Raw genomic sequence first — 18,467 nt, 5'->3', positions numbered from 1 at the left:
GCTACGTAGCTGTTCGGTTCAGCGAAGTCGATTCCCCGCGGAGCAGTCGCGAGCGAACGGCCGGTCGTCGGCGACTCGAGGCGGTACCAAAGCGACACCGCAGTTTATACCGCAACCGGACGTTCTGGGGATATGATCGGATTCGACTGGCCGACCCTCGCAGTCGCGGTGATCACGCAGGTCGATCCCGGGATCGACATCGACGTCGGGACGACCGACGGCCTCCTCGGGGGTGCGATCACGGCTGCCCTGACGACGCTCGTCGTCGGCGCGATCCTCGTCGCGATCGCGCCCGACTACACGGACCGGATGATGGACGACGTCCTCGCGGACCCGTTCGGATCCTTCCTCTACGGCATCGCGTCGCTGCTTGCGATCGGGCTGTTGATACTGCTGTTCGTCGTTACGATCGTCGGGATCGTCGTGGCGATTCCGCTGTTCCTGCTGGCGTATCTCGTCTGGGCGGTCGGCGGCGCGATCGCGTATCTCGCCATCGCCGATCGGCTGGTCGGGCGCAACGACGAGTGGCTCAAACGGCTGCTCGTCGCCGCGGCGATCAGCGGCGCGCTCGCGGTCACCGGCGTCGGTGGTCTCCTCGCGCTCTGTATCGGTGCCGCCGGCTTCGGCGTGGTGCTTCGGAGCGCGCTCGAGTGAGGCATCGACTCCCGCTCAGTGCAGGCGTGTCCACGCTCGCTCGAGGATGGGGCTCCCCGAGACGCCGATCGATCGGTACAGCCAGCCCTGTACGAGGATCGAGACGAGGAGTCCGAGGGAGAGAATCGTCGGATACCACGCCGTCGGGAGACCGTACAGCCACACCCACGACGCGCTGGCGATGCCGGCGACGAGGAACGCGATCGAACTGCCGAGATGCACGCTCGCGGCCGGTTGTGCGCGCGATCGCTGGTCGCCGGTGAGGACGCGCTGCTCGGTCAGTCCCAGCAGGCCCTGCACGACGTACAGCACCGAGGTAAACAGCGAGAACGGCTCGAGCATACGAACGATGTCTCGTGACAGTCAGATAACTTCTTTGCCGATCGATACCGCCGGTGGTTCGAACGGGATCGAAACGGGCGGACTCGTCACCACGGCAGATAGCGCCGGAGGCGATCGATCACCGACCGCTCGCGGCGGACCCGCAGCGTCGTGCCGTCGGCGTCGAAGGCGGCCTCGGTCGCGGGGATCCGTTCGCCGTCGGGCATCTCGAAGTACTGTTCGCCGGCCGGGACCGTCCCGCCGCTGCCCGCGCCGAACAGCGTCTTCGAGCGGCCCGTCGGCTCCGGGACGGGCTCGCTGTACTCGATGACGTACGCCGTCCGCCCGTTCTCCGTCGTCTTCTCCCAGTCGACGATCTCGCGGTCCTCGGTCGTGCCGATCATACGCGAGGGCCACCCCGGTTCGACGGCCGATTGCGTGCGGAGCCCATGATTGTCGTCCACTTCTCGTGACGCCGTGCTAAAAGCTTCGCCGCGGTGGTTCGGACGGCAACGCCCGACTCGAGCCCCGCCTTACCCGAGGTTGATCGGGTCGACCTTCAGGAACTCCCGGGAGACGACGGTCGCGTACGACCCCTTCGGCAGCGCGAACTCGAGGGTCAGCGGGTCGGTTGCGAGGCCGAGATCGGTCCGCAGGAGGATCGCCCGCCGGGTGCCGGTCGAGCCGAACTCCCCGGGCAGGTCGAAGTCCGCCGGCTCGAGGCCGAGGTCGTCGAGGACGGCGCGTTCGATCTCGCCCTGCTCGCCGTCGGCCAGTTCCGTCTCGGTGCCGACCAGCGGCGCGGTGACGAACGCCCGGCCGCGCTCGCAGTGGCGGGTCACCGAGTCGACCCGGCGCTCGTCGACCCGCTGGAGCCGGTCGGTGTCGGGCAGTGCGAGCCCGTCGGGCGCGTCGGTATCCGAAAAGCAGACTACGTCGCCCTCGACGGGCCGGTCGAAGGGCAGCCCGCGCTCGAGGCGCTCCGAGAGCATCAGGTTGAACGCGTACGATTGGGCCGCGTGGACGAACAGCCGCTGGAGGTTCGAGGGCACCCGCTCGAGGGCCTCCCTGTACTGGTCGGGCCCCGGCTCGCCGTCGTGTTCGGCGAGCGCGTGGATCATCGACCGCTCGTAGCGCAGGCGGTGCGGAACGCGTTCGAGGGCTTCCTGCCAGTCGCGGGTCTCCGCAACGAACGCGCGAGCCTCCTGGGTCCCCGCCGGCTCCGCGTCGGTTGGGTTCCCGAGGTAGGCCATCACTGCGCCCTCCCAGTCGTCGCGAGCGATCGCGAGGCCGACCTTGTGCGTGACCGGCCGACGGCTACCGAAGCGCTGCTGACCGAAGAAGTTGGGGACGCCGATCGAGGTCGCGTCGTCGCTCGAGCCGTCCGCACCGTCGCTCCGGTGTTCGTCCGCGAGCCCGCCGAATGCCCGCAACTCGTCGGTGATCGCGTCGGCGTTGTCCGGTCGCACAGGGTCGGTGACCCGGAGTTCGAAGGCGTTGCCCGCCAGATCGCCGAACTCGAGGTTTCGGCCGGCCCGGCCGAGGACCTCGATCTCGACGCCGTCGATTTCCGGCAGCTCCTCGGGATCGGCTCCGTAGACCGAGAACAGCTGCGTCGTCACGGCGTATTTGTCCTTCGTGCCGGCCCAGTTGACCCGCTCGCGGGAGATGCCGAGCGCGTCCGAGACCCGCGCGGCGAAGTCGTTGGTGTCCCAGCCACGCAGCGTCGCCCGGAAGACGAGGTGGGGGTAGGCGTCGGTCGGTGCGTCAACGGGTTCGGTGTCGAACCGCTCGAGTTCGCGCACCCGGAAGTCGGCGTCGTCCGCGCGGAGGCGGCCGCCGACGCCGTCCGCGTCGCTGACGTAGTACTCCATCCCGACGGTCGCCTCCCTGGGGTGACTCGAGCGCATGTCGGCCGGCGATTCGAGCGCCGCGCGTAAATCGGTTCGTTCTCGCGGCGAACGGCGGGCAACGGACGCCGCCGGTCCGACCCCGTTTCAGTCCGTCTGTGGGATCGACCGCGCGCCCAATGCGAACGCGAGGACGGCGAGGACGGCGAGGATCCCGAGGTTCGCGAGCGCGGGATCGACGCCGGCGACGGCCGCCGTCTCCGCGCCCGAGTAGGTCGCCGCCCGCACGCCGCGTGCGAAGTAGGTGAGCGGCGAGAGGTTCACCAGCGGGCCGAACCAGCCGGGGAGCAGTTCGGGCGAGACGAACGTCTCCGAGAGAAAGAGCAGGGGCAGTCCGATCCCGTTGCTGGCCGCGACTGCGCCGTCCTGGGAGTCGGTGTAACTGCCCAACATCGCGCCGATCCCGCAGAAGCAGACGACGCCGACGAGGACGTAGGGCACCAGAAGCGGCGAGAACGCGATGTTCGCGCCGGTCAGGACGATGACCAGCCCGAGAATGAGCAGGCTCGCCAGCCCGATGATTGCGGCGTTGACCGCCGTCTGGGCGAGCAGCCATTCAGCGCGCGTCAGCGGGGTCGTCGCGAGCTTCTCGAAGCGGCTCCCCTCGCGGTGGCGAGCCACCTCGCTGCCCATCCGCGACAGCGGGGTAAAGAGGACGACGACGGCCAGATACCCGGGCACGTAGTAGGCCGCCGGCTCCGTGAACAGCCCGCCGCCCGCGGGATCGGTGCGGACGAGCGCCCCGAAGATGACGATCAGGATCACCGGGAAGAAAAAGGTGAAAAAGACCGCCGTCCGCCGGCGGACGAACGACCGCCAGCCGGCGCTGGTCTCGGCCCTGACCCGCCCCATCCGGCTCATGCGGTCTCACCCGCCTGTGCGAGGTCGGAGTCGTCCGCCGCGGCGTCGCCGCTCCCGCCCTCGAGCGGAGCCGTCCGCTCCCGCTCGGTCGGTTCGGCCAGCGCGAGGTAGACGTCCTCGAGGTCGGGTTCGGCCCACGAGAGCCCGGTGTACTCGATTCCGTTGGCCTCGAGGTAATCGACCACGCTCCCGATCGCGGCGGGGTCGATCTCCCGGACGACGACCGCCGCCTCGGGCGTTCGGTCGCGGCCACGCTCCGGCCGTTCGACGGGGTACTCGAGGTCGTCGAAGGCCGCCGGGTCGGCGGCCGTCTCGACGGTCAGTCGGCTCGAGCCGCCGTACTCGCGGACGAGGTCCTCGGGCGGGCCCTGGGCGACGAGCGAGCCGTCGGCGAGCAGGCCGACGCGGTCGGCGAGGTGTTCGGCCTCGGCCATGTCGTGGGTGGTCAGGACGACGGTCGTTCCGGCGTCGGCGAGGTCCTCGATCAGCCGCCAGACGGTGCGGCGGCCGGCGGGGTCGATGCCGGTCGTCGGCTCGTCGAGAAAGAGCAGGTCGGGGTCGTTGACCAGCGCGGAGCCGACACAGACCCGCCGTTGCTGGCCGCCCGAGAGGTTCTCGTACCAGGTGTCGCCCGCGTCGGCGAGGCCGACGTCGGCGAGGACGTCGGCGGGGTCACGCGGGTCCTCGTAGAGCCCGGCGTAGTACGCGAGCAGTTCGCGGGCGCTGAGCCGGGCCGGCGGCGAGAACTCCTGCGGGAGGACGCCGAGGCGGTCGCGGTCGACGGCCGCCGGCGACGTGCTGAGGATCGCCGCCGTCCCGCCGTCGGGCTCGGTCGTCCCCGTCAGCGACCGGACGAGCGTCGTTTTGCCGGCCCCGTTCGGGCCGATCAGCGCGAACACCTCCCCCTGTGCGACCGATAGCGAGGCCCCCGACAGGGCGACGGTCTCGCCGTAGACCTTCTCGAGGTCCGTCGCGTCGACTACGGCTTCCATACGGGCCGGTTCCGGCCCGTCGTGGGTAAGGAGTTCGGTTCGGGGTTCACGTGGGCTTGTGATCGGTGATGGAACTACATACGGTGTGTACTCGAGGGAGGATGATGGAACGGAAGTCTCCTGCTATCGTGGCAACACGGAGTAGCCACGCCCTCCCCAACCGATTCGCTCACGCCTGACGGCGTTCGCTCATCCCTCGCACGGCATCGAACTGTGCCTCACTTCCGTTCGGCACAGTTCAGCGCGCGCCACGGCAGATCGACTCGAGCAGCTGTCATCGGCGTCAGGAGTCGAGTCACTGAAACGCGCCCGCGCTCTTGCAGGTGCAACCGTTACCCGTCGATTCGTGGTAGCGGGCCGGGAATGACGCAACTCGGGTACACCCTCTCGAGCGAGGAGTTCGGGCCGACGGAACTGGTCGACATCGCACGTCGCGCGGAGGCGGCCGGTTTCGACTTCGTCTCGATCTCGGACCACTTCCACCCGTGGGTGTCGGCACAGGGCGAGTCGCCGTTCGTCTGGTCGACGCTGGGAGCGATCGCGGAAGCGACCGACGAGATCGACGTCGGCGTCGGCGTCACCTGTCCGACGATCCGGATCCATCCGGTCAACGTCGCCCACGCCGTCGCCACCGTCGACGAGCTGCTCGGCGACCGCTTCACGTTCGGCGTCGGCACCGGCGAGAACCTGAACGAACACGTCACCGGGGAGCGCTGGCCCGAACACGACGTGCGCCTCGAGATGTTGGACGAGGCACTCGCGGTGATGCGCTCGTTGTGGACCGGCGAGACGACGAGCCACCACGGCGAGTACTACACGGTCGAGAACGCGCGGCTCTACACCTGTCCCGACGAGCAGCCGACGACGATCGGGAGCGCGTTCGGCCCACAGACCGCCGAATGGGTGGCCGAGAACGCGGACGGGCTCTGGTGTTCCGGGCCGAAGTCCGAGCCGGTCACAGCCTACGAGGACGCCGGCGGCGACGGGCCGAAATACACGCAACTGCACGGCTGCTACGCCGACAGCGAAGCGGAGGCGATCGAGACGATCCTCGAGCAGTGGCCGAACGGCTCGCTTCCGGGAGAACTCGGGCAGGAGCTACCGACGCCGGCCCACTTCGAGCAGGCGGCGGGGATGGTCGAGAAAGCAGACATCGCCGAGGCGGGGACGACCACTGAACCCGACCCGCAGGCACACATCGACAGCATCGAACAGGCGATCGACGCCGGTTACGATCACGTCTATTTCCACCAGATCGGTGACGAACAGGAGCAAGCGATCGAGTTCTACGAGGGCGAGGTGTTGCCGTCGTTCGAGTGAGTCGGGTGAGCGCCGCTCGAGGCGGGGAGGGGGAGACAACTGCTCTCGAGCCGACCGCTGGACGTTTCAACACGCCAACGAGACGAACCGGTTGACAGCCTCGTCACTTCCCGCAACGATCAGCATGTCGTCCTCGTGGACGACGAACTCCGGCCCGAGGTCGGTCAGTAGGTCCTCGCCGCGTTCGACCGCGACGACGGTACACCCGGTCCGCGCCCGCAGGTCCACGTCGCCGAGGCTCCGTCCGGCGAGCTGTGGGGCGGTCGTCCTGACGAGTTCGAACTGGGTCTCCGGCGTGAGGATCTCCTCGTCCTCGATCAGGATGGACCCGAGCATCCGGCCGGTGACCGTCGACAGCGAGAGGACGTACTCCGCGCCTGCCCGGTAGAACTTCGGGATGTTCTCGGTCTCGTTCGCCCGGACGATGATCTCGACGTCGGGGGCGACCTGTTCGAGGACCAGCGTCGCGTAGATCGACGTCGAGTCGTCGTCGAGGGTCAGAATGATCGCCCGGGAGTCGTCCACGTCGACGGCCTCGAGGACCGCCTCGTCGGTGACGCTCCCGACGACGTCGACGCCGGGGAGGTCCTCGAGATCGACGACGGCCGTCGAGACACCCCCGGACGCCAGCGTCTCGACGGCAGTCCGGCCGACGACGCCGTAGCCGCCGACGACGATCCGGTCCGGGTTGTACCGCAGCGCGGAGACTGTCCGCGATTTCAGCTCCGTGAGATCGTCGCGACGGCCCGCGACGAGCAGGATCGTGTTGCCGTCGATCACGTTTTCCGTCCCCGGAACGGGGACGAACTCGCCGTTGAACCACGCGCCGATGACGGTGATCCCCATCCGGTCGCGGATGCCCGACTCGGGGATCGTCTGGCCGACCAGATCGCTGTGGTCTTGAACGAGCAGTTCGGTTACCGCGAGGTCCTCGCTGAGTTCGATCGTGTCCCGGAGATCGGCCGAGACGGTCGTCGTCGCCTTCGTCGCGAGGCTCTGGCCCAACACCCGACGTGGCCGGACGATCTCGTCGGCTCCGGCATAGCGGTGGTAACTCGCGACTTCGTCGTCTTCGACCACGCTGACGATCCTGAGGTCGCTCGAGAGTTCCCGCGCCGTGAGGATCACCATCGCGTTGGTCTCGTCGTCGATGTCGGTGACGAGCGCGTCAGCCCGCTCGGCGTTTGCAGCCCGTAGCGTCTCCTCCTGGTCGAGTTCGCCGTAGATAGCGTTGGTCCCCTCGTTGTTGAGTTCGACGACGAGTTCGGCATCGTCGTCGACGAAGACGTAGGGGACGCCCGCCGCCTCGAGTTCACCCGCGAGGACGTCCGATCGCGGCGTGTACGAGCAGATGACGACGTGGTCGGTGAGGTCGGTCGACTCCGGCGGCCGATCCTCGAGGGCCTGCTGGAAGAGCGGGACGACGATCAGCGGCAGGGCCAGAAAGACCAGCAGGACGCCCGTGAGGTTCATCCCGATCACAAAGAGGTTCATCGCGGTACTCTCCCAGGGGGCGTCACCGCCGAACCCGGCCGTCGTCAGCGACTCGATGACGGCCTGGATCGACTGCGCGTACGTCTTCGTCTCTCCCTCGAAGGCGGCCATTCCCAACTGATAGAGCCCGGCGTAGACGAGAACGAGTACGAGGACGGCGACCAGCGAGAGCGCGATCCGCCGCCACCAGTGATTCATCACCGGGTAGTGACTGTCGAGCGGTTTGTAGCTTCGGAAACGGGGACCGCTTTCCGAGCGCCGAACACGTCGGTCGGACGGTCGCCGGGAACGCGTTCGCAGGATCGCCGATGCGCTCGACGGCCGCCGTTCGCCGCTTCCCCATCCGTTTTGGACGCGGCGGGCGAACCCGCGTCCATGGAGTACACTCGGCTCGGCGATACCGGAACGACCGTTTCGAAGCTCTGCTTCGGCACCTGGCGCTTCGGGAAGGAAAGCGACGGCACCGTGGAGACTGACCGCGAGGAGGCCCACGACCTGCTCGACGCCTGTTGGGACCACGGGAGCAACTTCATCGATACGGCCAACGTCTACGGCGATCCCAACGGGAAAAGCGAGCGCTGGATCGGCGAGTGGCTCGCGGATCGCGAGGACGTCGACCGCGAGGATCTCGTACTCGCCTCGAAGGTCTACTTCCCCTTCGACGGCCGCGGCAAGCCGGGGCCGAACGACTCCGGCCTCGGGCGCAAGCACATCCGGGCCCAGATCGAGGGCACGCTCGAGCGACTCGACACCGACTACCTCGACCTCTATTACATCCACCGCTGGGACGAGGAGACGCCGATCGAGGAGACGATGCGAACACTGACCGAACTCGTCCGCGAGGGCAAGGTCCACTATCTGGGTGCCTCGAGCATGGCCGCCTGGAAGCTCACCAAGGCGCTGTGGACGAGCGACGCCGAGGGCCTCGAGCGCTTCGACGTGACCCAGCCGATGTTCAACGCTGCCGATACGGACGACGTGAGCGACTACCTCGACGTCTGTGCGGATCAGGACATCGCGGTCTGTCCGTACTCGCCGCTGGCCGGCGGCTTCCTCACCGGGAAGTACGAGCGGGCCGACGACGGCACCGTGATCGCGCCCGACGGCGCTCGCGGCAGCCTCACGGATCTGTTCGAGGACCGCTACACGAGCGAAAAGGCGTGGGAGGTCCTCGAGGCCGTCGAGGGCGTCGCCGACGAGATCGATGCCACGCCGGCACAGGTCTCGCTGCGGTGGCTGATGGAGCAGGACCGCTTTACCTGCGTGCCGATCGTCGGCGCTCGGACGCCCGCTCAACTCGAGGAGAACGTCGGCGCGGTCGACCTCGAGCTGTCCGACGAGCAGTTCGAGCGGATCGACGCGGCTCGCGGGCCGGACGACGACGGCTATCGCTGAGTCCGGAGGCCGTCGGACGGCAACGTTCCCAGTCGTCCGGATTCTCCAAGGCGCTTATTGCTACTGCATACCAAATCCGGTTGATGGCACAAGATGGGGCTATGTCCCGGCGGCGAATGCTCGGGCTGACAGGTGTCGCAGCATCGACGGCGTTTATCGCCGGCTGTGGTGGCAACGGCAACGGTAACGGCGACGGTGATGGCGGCATCGAGATCGATCCTGATACCCAGATCGAGTTCGACGGACAGACGTCCGGCTGGGTCGGCATCGCCCCCGACTCGATCGCCGACGAGGAGAACCCGACGCTCATCCTCCAGGAGGGGGAAACCTACGAGATCGGCTGGACGACCGGCGACGGCGCCGAACACAACATCGCGATCTACGACGAGAACGACGAGGTCGTCGACGACCTCGCGACCGATCGGGTCACCGAACCCGGGGACGATCAGTGGCTCGAGTTCGAGGCCAGCAGCGAGATGGTCACGTACATCTGTGAGGTCCATCCGACGTCGATGGTCGCCGATATCGAAGTCGAATAGCAGTAACGGCGACGACACGGGCGAATCCCGCCCGCGATTCGAAGTCACTCATTTTCCCGGAGAAGACGCCGTCGTACTCGCCGGTGTTCGTCGATCACCGACGTCGGTCCCGCGCTCTCGCTCGCGACTGCTGGTCTCCGTGGACGGTGCCGGAGCCGGCGGACTCGCGACCGCCCGTGTGAGGTCACTCTCGAGCGTCGGTGGTCGGCTCGAGTCCCACCCGATACTCGGTCAGGTTCTCGTAGCCGTCCTCGGTGACGACGATCAGGTCCTCGATGCGGACGCCGCCGACCGCGGGGTCGTAGATCCCGGGCTCGATCGAGATCACGTGGCCGGGCTCGAGGTCGCCGCCCGAGGGCGAGACGCTGGGCTGTTCGTGGATGTCCAATCCGACCCCGTGGCCGGTGCTGTGGATGAAGCCGGTCTCGGTGTTGGGGTCGCTGCGCAGCGTCTCGTAGCCCGCGTCCTCGATCACGTCACAGGCCGCGCCGTGGACGTCGGCTCCGGTCACGCCGGCCGCGACCGTCTCGAGGGCGGCCTCGTAGGCCTCGTGGGTGACCTCGTAGCGCCGGCGGGCCTCCTCGCCGGGGTCGCCACGGGCGAAGGTGCGAGTCATGTCGGCGAAGTAGCCCGTCTCCTTGTCCCGGGGGAAGATGTCGATCACGATCAACTCGTCGGCCTCGAGCGGCCCGCTGCCCCGGTCGTGGGGGTCCGCACCGTCGGCCCCGCAGGCGACGATGGTCTCGTCGAGGGCACAGCCGTGGCGTAGCAGGGTGACCTCGATCTCCTCCGTGACGCGTTCGCTGGTCAGGGGTTCGCCGTCGTGAACGAGCGTGCCGTCCTCGATGTCGGCGGTGGCGATCAGCTCCTCGGCCCGCGCCATCGCGGCCTCGTTCGCCCGCTGGCTCGCCCGGATCCGCTCGACTTCCCACTCGGTTTTCGTCGCCCGGATGTCCGTGACGATCCCCTCGGGCTCGACGGTTACCGCGACCCCCTGTTCGCGCAGGCCGTCGGCGGTCCCCGTCGGGAAGGTCCGCGGGACCGAAAGCGCGTCGACGCCGTGGTCCTCGAGGAAGGCGGCCAGCGTCCGCAGTTTGCCCTCGTACTGGCCGTGTTCGGCCACCAGCCGCTGATAGTCGTAGGCGGCGCGGCGGCTGACTGAGTCCGCACCGGCCTCGGCGGCGGCGCGTCCGTACTCGAGTCCGGAGACGAGCAGGTGGACGCCGTCGGCGGTGACGAGCGTCTGGTAGGGATCCGGTGCGGTAAAGCCCGAAACGTACCGCTGGTCCGCATCCGATGCGTCGTCGTCGATCAGGTAGCCGTCGGCTCCTTCGGCGGCGAGATACTCGCGCAGCGGGGCGAGATCCACGTCGACGTTCATATTCGGATCGATGACAGCTGGCCACATAATCCCGCGGATCGAGGTTGGATATCGTTTCGAACCCGCAAACTTATGACTAAACGTGGCAATCCCCCGCGTATGAACCGGCGTCGGATTTTGGCGGCAGGAACCGGGGTTGTACTCGCCGGCTGTATCAGCTATCCGAGCAGCGACGAGTCCCCCTCCGGCGCGGAGATCGTTCAGGATGCGGTCGACGCACGTCGCCACATGTCGGCGCTCCGAGCCCGTCGGTCGATGACGATCGAAACGCCGGGCGAAACCGACACGCGGACGGAACGGATCGCCCGCGAGCCGCCGGCCAAACAGCGCATCGAAGTCCTCGAGTCGACCGACGAGGACGTGCCCGTCGGCTCGGTCAGCGTGACGAACCGGGCGCAGACGTGGGAGTACAACCCGTCGACGGGGATCGTGGAACTCCAGTTCCACGGGACCAAGACCGACACGGATCGGACGCTGCGGGTACTCGAGGCCCTGCTCGAGGAGTATCGACTCGGCTACGCCGGGACGGAACCGGTCGACGGGCGGGAGGCACACGTCATCGAGACGCGGCCGCCGGTCGAGGACAGGGGGTCCTCCATCGATCTCGTCGTCGGGGACACCACCTACAGCGTTCCGTTGAGCGCCGACGAACTCGAGGAGTTGGACATTTCCCGGACGATCTGGATCGACGACGAGACCCGCTACCCGATCAAGGAACGAAACGCGGTCAGCGACGACGGCGAAACGCTGTACGCGCAGACGGTCACGTACGAGGAGTTCACGATCGACGACGGCATCGACCCGGAGACGTTTACTTACCAGCCCCCGGCCGACGCAGAGGTCGTCAGCGACGGCGCGAAACCGGCGGGAATCTTCCGGTCCCGCGACGCGGCCGCGGACACCGTTCCCTACGATCTACCCGATCCCGATCTCCCGGGGTCGTACGTACTGGACCGGATCACGGTCGTCGAGCGAAAGGAACGGTACGGCGGCGTGACGACGACGCTGTGGTACGACGATCCGAACGTCGTCGCCCGGGAACTCTTCGTCGTCGTCCGCGAGGAAGGGCGGTTCGATCCGTCGCTCGATAGCCTCGAGCGAACCGAGGTCGACGGGCAGACGACGTACTTCCGGGACGGCGGCGTCAAGAGCTTCTTCTGGGACTGTGAGGACGTGAGCTACGAAGTCTCGAGTCTGGTCACGGACGATCCACTGCGCGAAATTACGGCGTCGATCGGCTGTTCGTGAGATCGGTATCGGTAAGACGGGGCCACGCCACAGGGTGACCATGAACGTTACCATCTCCCCCTCGAGCGTCGCCGGTACGGCGCGGGCACCGCCCTCGAAGAGCTACACCCACCGGGCGATCCTCGCAGCGGGCTACGCCGACGGCGCGACCGTCCGCGACGCGCTCTGGAGTGCCGACACGCGGGCGACCGCTCGCGCGATCGGCCTGTTCGGCGGCGACGTCGACCGCGGCGACGACGGCCGTCTCGAGATCGACGGTTTCGACGGCCGGCCCGACGTGCCGGCCGACGTCATCGACTGCGCGAACAGCGGGACGACGATGCGACTCGTCACCGCGGCCGCGGCGCTGGCCGACGGGACGACGGTCCTGACCGGCGACGAGTCGCTTCGCTCGCGGCCCCAGGGGCCGCTGCTCGAGGCGCTTTCCGATCTCGGCGCGGCGGCCGACAGCACCCGCGGGAACGGGCAGGCCCCGCTGGTCGTCACCGGCCCGCTGTCGGGCGGCGAGGTGTCGATCCCGGGCGACGTCTCCTCGCAGTACATCACCGCCCTGCTGATGGCCGGTGCGGTCACCGACGAGGGAATCGTGATCGACCTCGAGACGGAACTCAAGTCCGCGCCGTACGTCGACATCACGCTCGAGGTCCTCGACGACTTCGGCGTTGACGCCCGCCACACCGAGGACGGCTTTGCGGTCGATGGCGGCCAGTCCTACGCGCCGGCGGGCGGGGAGTACGCCGTTCCCGGCGACTTCTCCTCGATCTCGTACCCGCTGGCCGCGGGTGCGATCGCCGCCGACGGCGAGGGGATCCGAATCGAGGGCGCACATCCCAGCGCACAGGGAGACACCGCAATCGTGGAGATCGTCGAGCGGATGGGTGCCGACGTCGACTGGGACCGAGAGTCGGGGACGATCGACGTCGCAGCCGCCCCGCTCGCCGGGATCGAGGTCGACGTCGAGGACACGCCCGACCTCCTGCCGACGATCGCGACGCTGGGGGCGGTTGCGGACGGCGATACGAAGATCACGAACGCCGAACACGTCCGCTACAAGGAAACCGACCGCGTGAGTGCGATGGCCGAGGAACTGGGCAAGCTGGGCGTCGAGACGACCGAAGAGCGGGATTCATTGACGGTCCACGGTAGCGACTCGCGACTCGAGGGCGGGACCGTCTCCGGATGCGACGACCACCGGATCATCATGGCGCTGGCACTGGCCGGCCTCGCGGCCGACGGCGAGACCACGATCGAGGGCGCCGACCACGTCGACGTCTCGTTCCCCGGTTTCTTCGACCTGCTCGAGGAGCTAGGCGTCGCGCTCGAGCGGCGGGCGTAGCCGACGCCAGCCATCGACGATTCGAGACCCACGTTATCTTCCGCCAAGGGTAGCTATTTATCCCCAGGAAAAATAATGGCATACAATGTCAGGCAATACGCCGGTAATCGTTAGCGCTGTTAGGACCGCACAGGGGAAAGAAGACGGAGCCCTCGCGGAGGTTCGGAGCGAGGACCTCTCGATTCCGCTGGTCGACGAGATGCTCGCCGAGACCGGCGTCGAGGGCGACGACGTCGACGATCTGATGTGGGGGTGTGCCCAGCAGCGCTCGGAACAGCGGACGAACATCGCGCGCCAGATCGCACTGTTCTCCGAGCTGGGCGAGTCGGTCCCTGCGACGACGGTCGACCGCCAGTGTGCCTCCTCGGCGCAGGCGATCATCAGCGCCGCGGACTCGATCGCCGCGGGCCGCCATCAGGCGGTCATCGCCGGCGGCGTCGAGAGCATGAGCCGCGTGAAGATGGGCGCGGCCGACAGCGGCGAGATGTACCCGAAACTCGACGAGGAGTACGGGATGCGGAACCTCCAGATGGGGATGACCGCCGAGAAGGTCGCCGAGAAATACGACATCAGTCGCGAGGAACAGGACGAGTACGGCGCGCGCAGCCAGCAGCGCGCGGTCGAAGCGACCGAGGCGGGCAAGTTCGACGACGAGATCGTCCCGATCGAGACCGAGGACGGCGTCCACGACGAGGACGAGGGGCTCCGTCCGGGGACGACCCCCGAGAAGCTCGCCGAACTCCCGACGGTGTTCAAGGAGGACGGCACGGTCACACCCGGCAACGCCTCTCAGATCGCCGACGGCGCGGCCGGCGTCATGCTGACCAGCCGGGAGTTCGCCGACGAGAACGACCTCGAGGTCCTCGCCGAAGTCGGCACCAGCTACGTCGCCGGCGTCGACCCGACGGTCATGGGCGTCGGGCCGGTCCCCGCGACGGAAGGACTGCTCGAGCGCGCGGGTCGTGACATCGACGACTACGGGCTGGTCGAGATCAACGAGGCCTTCGCCAGCCAGACGCTGTACTCCCAGCGCGAACTGGGCATTCCGGACGATCAACTGAACGTCAACGGCGGCGCGATCGCGATCGGCCATCCGCTGGGCTGTTCCGGCGCACGTCTCCCGGTGACGCTGGTCCACGAGATGAACCGCGAGGGCGTCGAACGGGGCATCGCGACGGAGTGTGTCGGCTTCGGTCAGGGTGCGGCGATCGAGTTCGAACTGCCCTGATACGTTCGAATTAGCCCTTTTGGTCCAGATTTTGCGAGCGAGGAGCGTGCGGTTTGAAGCGAACGAAGTGAGCGAGAACCGCAGAACGCGAACGGGGAGCAAAGCGACCCGTGAGCGGAGCGACGAGCGAGACAAAAGGTGGTCTTGTCAGGGTGCGGCGATCGAGTTCGAACTGCCCTGAAGCGGTTGCGTTACCCCTTTTTGATCCAGCTTTCCGACCGGGTTCGAACTCCGTCGCTCCCTGCTCCGATACTCAGGAGGGGTTTCAGCGGGTCCGAAACGATCCGTGATAGTCTCCTTTTCGAGCAGTGAGCGCGTATATCTTTCTTACAGTTCAGATATCTGCCTTACTGTCCGAGAGAAAAGAGCGGAGCCGCCTATCCGAGGAGATACTCGAGTCGGGGGTAGCGCTCGAGCAACGTCTCGCCGCCGAGATCGTAGCTTTCGATCCAGGCGTCGAGGCCGAGGATGCGGCCGGCGCCGAAGGCGGCGACGGCGAGGAACACGAGCATGTACGCGAAGTCACCGTTGATGACGCCGTGGGCGATGTCCCAGTTCCCGAAGTAGAACATGAGCATCATGAGCGCGCCGAAGAACGCCGCGAGGCGGACGAGCGCGCCGACGAGCAGGCCGAGGCCGATCAGGAGTTCGCCCCACGGGACGGCGACGTTCGCGAACTCGACGAACCACGGCGTCGAGCCCATCCAGGCGAAGAGGCCGGCGAGGGGGTTGCCGTTGGTCGCGGCGACGTTGGTCAGGTAGCCGCCGGCGCTGAACGGTTCGGCCGCGACGAGCTTGGTGAACCCGGAGTAGGCGAAGGCCCAACCCATCATGAGCCGGAGCGAGAGGACGAACCAGGCCGAGAGGCTGTGGGCGCGACCGCCGACCGTGTAGCCGCCGACGGTGCTTTCGAACGTGTTGCGAGCGTCTGTGGAAATAGGGGATGCAGTCATGGTAACGGAAGAATACTTCCTACTCTCTAGAATACCACGCGAGTATATATAGATGGGCTGATGTGTGATAGCATAGGTTTTCATAACGTATCTATATCATACGGCGGGAGGCGAGACACACCCCATCGACCGACGACCCGTCGCTGCGCTCGCGATCAATAGCCGAGTCCGAACGCCCAGTTCACGGCCAGCGCGAGGAACGTGATCGAAAACAGCCCGCCGAGAACGACAAACGCCACACCCCAGCCGAACAGGTCGGCCAGCAGGCCGACGCCGACCGAGCCGGCGGAGCCGACGACGGTGTAGCACGTCCGGACGAGCCCGAAGCCGGCCCCGCGTTCGGTGTCACCGAACTGGTCGAGAAACCGGGGATCGATCGCCGCGAAGAAACTCGAGCCCAGGCCGGCTGCGAGAACGGCAATGCCGACAGTGGCGCGGCTCCCGCCGCCGACGAGGCCGAACAGGCCGACCGATCCGGCAAACAGCGACGCGCCGATCACGAGGTCGCGGCCGTACCGATCGGAGAGTTCGCCGACGGCGAACTGGCCGACGGTCCGGACGAAAAAGAAGGCCGAGAAGGCGGTTCCGGCGAGCGTCGCCGAGTAGTGGTGGTGTTCGACGAGAAACGTCGGCAGGAACGTAAGCAACCCCTGGACGATGAAGGTACCGAGCATGGCGATCGCGAGGGTAAAGGCGACCGCCGGCCGCGAGACCAGTTCGAGCAGGGTGGCGAGTTCGAACCGCTCCCGCATCGGCTGGTCCGGCCGCCGCGGTTCGGTCGGGCGGATCCGCCACGCGAAAAGGACGAAAACCGGCAGGCCGACGACGAGCGTGAGCGCGAGCGCCGGCCGCCAGCCGAACCGGACGCCGACCCACGCCGCCGCGACGGGGGCGACGAGCCCGGCCAGCGGGCCGCCGATCGAGTGGATCCCGACCGCGCGGCCGAGTTCGTCGTAGGTCCGCGAGAGCAGCGTCGTCGCGACGGCGTAGTGCAGCCCCGCGACCGAGCCGAGGAGAACGGCGAAGACGACGAAGGCGGCGAAGATCGGCGAGAACGCGAGCAATACGCTCGCGATTACGGTCCCGCCGACGGCAACGAGGATCACCGGCTTCTCCCCGTAGCGATCGCTGAGGACGCCGCTGGGGAACTGCGAGAGGCCGTAGGCCAGCCACATTCCCGTCAGCGCGACCCCGGTTGCCGTGTTCGAGACGCCGAAGTCCGCGACGATGAACGGGACGACGGGACTGATCGCCATCCGGGCGAAGTACGTGACGAAGAACGCGAGCAGACAGAGGCCGAGGACCGTCGTCCGGTACTGCCAGCGCATGTACTCTACCGGTGACTTTCTCGCTGAGCTGTATAAGCGTGATTACATCGGATCGTCGGGAACGACTCGACCGCAGTCCCGTACTGCTGTCGCGTGCTTTCGGGTACATATCCGGACGCTTTCATACTCGAGGCCGGTCCGAAACGGAACGGCTTCGACGCGTGCAAGCTGTCGCCGACTGCCCGGGCAGCGGCGGCCCGCCGGCCGTGGCCGAACCCTGCAGGGCTAAGTGGCCCGGTCCCCGAGGACGTGGTAATGAACGGCAACCGCTTCGGTCGCCTCTTTCAGGTGACCACGTTCGGCGAGAGCCACGGGGAAGCGATGGGTTGTACCGTCTCGGGCTGTCCCGCCGGCCTCGAGCTGTCCGAGGAGGACATCCAGGCGGACCTCGACCGGCGAAAGCCGGGCCAGTCGATGATCACGACGTCTCGGGGCGAGCCCGACGATGTCTCGATCAAGTCGGGAATTCAGGACGGCTACACCACGGGGACGCCGATCGGGCTGGTCATCCAGAACAAGGACGCCCGCTCGGGCAAGTACGAACCCTTCATCACCGCACCCCGGCCGTCCCACGGCGACTTCACCTACTCCGCGAAGTTCGGGACGCGCAACTGGGGCGGCGGCGGTCGCTCGTCGGCCCGTGAAACGGTTAACTGGGTCGCTGCGGGCGCGATCGCGAAGAAACTCCTCGAGCGAGAGGGGATCGAACTCAAGGCCCACGTCAACCAGATCGGCGACATCGAAGCGCCCGACGTGAGCTTCGACCAGATCAAGGAACACTCGGAGGAAAACGACGTCCGCTGTGCCCACCCCGAGACCGCCGAGCGGATGCAAGAGCGGATCGAAGAGTATCAGGAGGAAGGCGATTCCATCGGCGGCAGCATCTACTTCGAGGCACAGGGCGTTCCCGTCGGGCTGGGCGCGCCGCGGTTCGACTCGCTGTCCGCGCGACTCGGTCAGGCCATGATGGCGGTACCCGCCACGACCGCCTTCGAGTTCGGCCTCGGGCGCGAGGCCCGCGAGTGGACCGGCAAGGAGCGCAACGACGATTGGGAGTTCGGCGAGGACGGCGACCCGGTTCCAGTCGAAAACGACCACGGCGGGATTCAGGGCGGTATCTCGAGCGGCGAACCGATCTACGGCGAGGTCACGCTGCACGCGCCGACCTCGATCCCGAAGTCCCAGCAGACCGCCGACTGGGAGACCGGCGAGATAACAGAGGAGCAGGTCATCGGCCGCCACGATCCCGTCCTCCCGCCGCGTGGGGTCCCCGTCGTCGAGGCGATGCTCGCGCTGACGCTGGTCGACTTCATGCTGCTGTCGGGCCGACTCAACCCCGACCGCGTCGACGACAGCCCGGGGGAGTACGACACCGACTACCACCCGAGTAACCCGGAAAACGAGTAGCGCCGAAGCTGGAACGGCACCCCGCGATTCTTTTTGATCGCCTGAGACGCTCCTGAGTAGCAAACCGGTAGAACGGAATCGGTCCGTCCGTGTTCCGCGT

The 18,467-nt window shown here is 67.4% G+C and carries 17 protein-coding genes; 8 read left to right on the top strand and 9 right to left on the bottom strand.

Going from position 1 to position 18,467, the window contains the following annotated elements:
* Positions 1 to 132 precede the first annotated feature (132 nt).
* A complete protein-coding gene (locus NATPE_RS13930) occupies positions 133 to 654 on the top strand; it encodes a hypothetical protein (RefSeq protein WP_006181143.1) in 522 nt (173 codons plus the stop codon).
* Between the two features lie 15 nt (positions 655 to 669).
* On the opposite strand, the gene NATPE_RS13925 is transcribed toward NATPE_RS13930, so the two are convergent.
* The 5 genes from NATPE_RS13925 to NATPE_RS13905 all read right to left on the bottom strand — a co-directional run bounded on the left by NATPE_RS13925 (position 670) and on the right by NATPE_RS13905 (position 4,738).
* Entirely contained in the window at positions 670 to 996 is a 327-nt protein-coding gene (locus NATPE_RS13925) for a hypothetical protein (protein WP_006181142.1), read from the bottom strand.
* 86 nt (positions 997 to 1,082) lie between these two features.
* Positions 1,083 to 1,379, bottom strand: a complete 297-nt coding sequence (locus tag NATPE_RS13920; RefSeq protein WP_006181141.1) for a hypothetical protein — start codon at positions 1,377 to 1,379, stop codon at positions 1,083 to 1,085.
* 129 nt (positions 1,380 to 1,508) lie between these two features.
* Positions 1,509 to 2,885 (bottom strand): tRNA pseudouridine(13) synthase TruD, encoded by a 1,377-nt coding sequence (gene truD, locus NATPE_RS13915; protein WP_006181140.1) that lies wholly within the window; start codon positions 2,883 to 2,885, stop codon positions 1,509 to 1,511.
* Positions 2,886 to 2,972: 87 nt separating this feature from the next.
* Complete coding sequence (locus NATPE_RS13910; protein ID WP_006181139.1) at positions 2,973 to 3,746, bottom strand: ABC transporter permease; 774 nt, start codon at positions 3,744 to 3,746, stop codon at positions 2,973 to 2,975.
* Positions 3,743 to 4,738 (bottom strand): ABC transporter ATP-binding protein, encoded by a 996-nt coding sequence (locus tag NATPE_RS13905; protein ID WP_006181138.1) that lies wholly within the window; start codon positions 4,736 to 4,738, stop codon positions 3,743 to 3,745. Before NATPE_RS13905 ends, NATPE_RS13910 begins: the two co-directional genes overlap by 4 nt.
* A gap of 363 nt (positions 4,739 to 5,101) precedes the next feature.
* On the opposite strand from NATPE_RS13905, the gene NATPE_RS13900 reads away from it, so the two are divergent.
* Complete coding sequence (locus tag NATPE_RS13900) at positions 5,102 to 6,058, top strand: TIGR03557 family F420-dependent LLM class oxidoreductase (protein WP_006181137.1); 957 nt, start codon at positions 5,102 to 5,104, stop codon at positions 6,056 to 6,058.
* 66 nt (positions 6,059 to 6,124) lie between these two features.
* On the opposite strand, the gene NATPE_RS13895 is transcribed toward NATPE_RS13900, so the two are convergent.
* On the bottom strand, positions 6,125 to 7,750 hold the full coding sequence (locus NATPE_RS13895) for a potassium channel family protein (protein WP_006181136.1): 1,626 nt from the start codon (positions 7,748 to 7,750) through the stop codon (positions 6,125 to 6,127).
* 177 nt (positions 7,751 to 7,927) lie between these two features.
* On the opposite strand from NATPE_RS13895, the gene NATPE_RS13890 reads away from it, so the two are divergent.
* A complete protein-coding gene (locus NATPE_RS13890) occupies positions 7,928 to 8,947 on the top strand; it encodes an aldo/keto reductase (RefSeq protein ID WP_006181135.1) in 1,020 nt (339 codons plus the stop codon).
* A gap of 101 nt (positions 8,948 to 9,048) precedes the next feature.
* Positions 9,049 to 9,486 (top strand): cupredoxin domain-containing protein, encoded by a 438-nt coding sequence (locus NATPE_RS13885; RefSeq protein WP_015299145.1) that lies wholly within the window; start codon positions 9,049 to 9,051, stop codon positions 9,484 to 9,486.
* A gap of 184 nt (positions 9,487 to 9,670) precedes the next feature.
* On the opposite strand, the gene NATPE_RS13880 is transcribed toward NATPE_RS13885, so the two are convergent.
* Positions 9,671 to 10,867: a M24 family metallopeptidase gene (locus tag NATPE_RS13880; RefSeq protein ID WP_006181133.1), complete on the bottom strand. Its 1,197-nt coding sequence runs from the start codon at positions 10,865 to 10,867 to the stop codon at positions 9,671 to 9,673.
* A gap of 99 nt (positions 10,868 to 10,966) precedes the next feature.
* On the opposite strand from NATPE_RS13880, the gene NATPE_RS13875 reads away from it, so the two are divergent.
* The 3 genes from NATPE_RS13875 (at position 10,967) to NATPE_RS13865 (ending at position 14,679) form a co-directional block, all read left to right on the top strand.
* Complete coding sequence (locus NATPE_RS13875; RefSeq protein ID WP_006181132.1) at positions 10,967 to 12,115, top strand: LolA family protein; 1,149 nt, start codon at positions 10,967 to 10,969, stop codon at positions 12,113 to 12,115.
* A gap of 40 nt (positions 12,116 to 12,155) precedes the next feature.
* Positions 12,156 to 13,451, top strand: coding sequence for a 3-phosphoshikimate 1-carboxyvinyltransferase (aroA, locus tag NATPE_RS13870; protein ID WP_006181131.1), 1,296 nt, complete (start codon positions 12,156 to 12,158; stop codon positions 13,449 to 13,451).
* Positions 13,452 to 13,536: 85 nt separating this feature from the next.
* On the top strand, positions 13,537 to 14,679 hold the full coding sequence (locus NATPE_RS13865; protein WP_006181130.1) for a thiolase family protein: 1,143 nt from the start codon (positions 13,537 to 13,539) through the stop codon (positions 14,677 to 14,679).
* Between the two features lie 377 nt (positions 14,680 to 15,056).
* Here NATPE_RS13865 and NATPE_RS13860 read toward each other — a convergent pair whose 3' ends face one another.
* A complete protein-coding gene (locus tag NATPE_RS13860; protein ID WP_006181129.1) occupies positions 15,057 to 15,632 on the bottom strand; it encodes a DoxX family membrane protein in 576 nt (191 codons plus the stop codon).
* A gap of 155 nt (positions 15,633 to 15,787) precedes the next feature.
* Positions 15,788 to 16,960: an MFS transporter gene (locus NATPE_RS13855; RefSeq protein ID WP_006181128.1), complete on the bottom strand. Its 1,173-nt coding sequence runs from the start codon at positions 16,958 to 16,960 to the stop codon at positions 15,788 to 15,790.
* A 255-nt stretch (positions 16,961 to 17,215) separates the two neighbouring features.
* On the opposite strand from NATPE_RS13855, the gene aroC reads away from it, so the two are divergent.
* The gene (gene aroC, locus NATPE_RS13850; protein ID WP_006181127.1) at positions 17,216 to 18,367 is read left to right on the top strand and encodes a chorismate synthase; all 1,152 of its coding nucleotides are present in this window, start codon (positions 17,216 to 17,218) and stop codon (positions 18,365 to 18,367) included.
* Positions 18,368 to 18,467 lie beyond the last annotated feature (100 nt).

This window comes from Natrinema pellirubrum DSM 15624 (assembly GCF_000230735.2).
Lineage (GTDB): Archaea > Halobacteriota > Halobacteria > Halobacteriales > Natrialbaceae > Natrinema > Natrinema pellirubrum.
The sequence above is the reverse complement of the archived record's forward strand: the minus strand, read 5'-3'. Positions and strand labels throughout refer to the sequence as shown.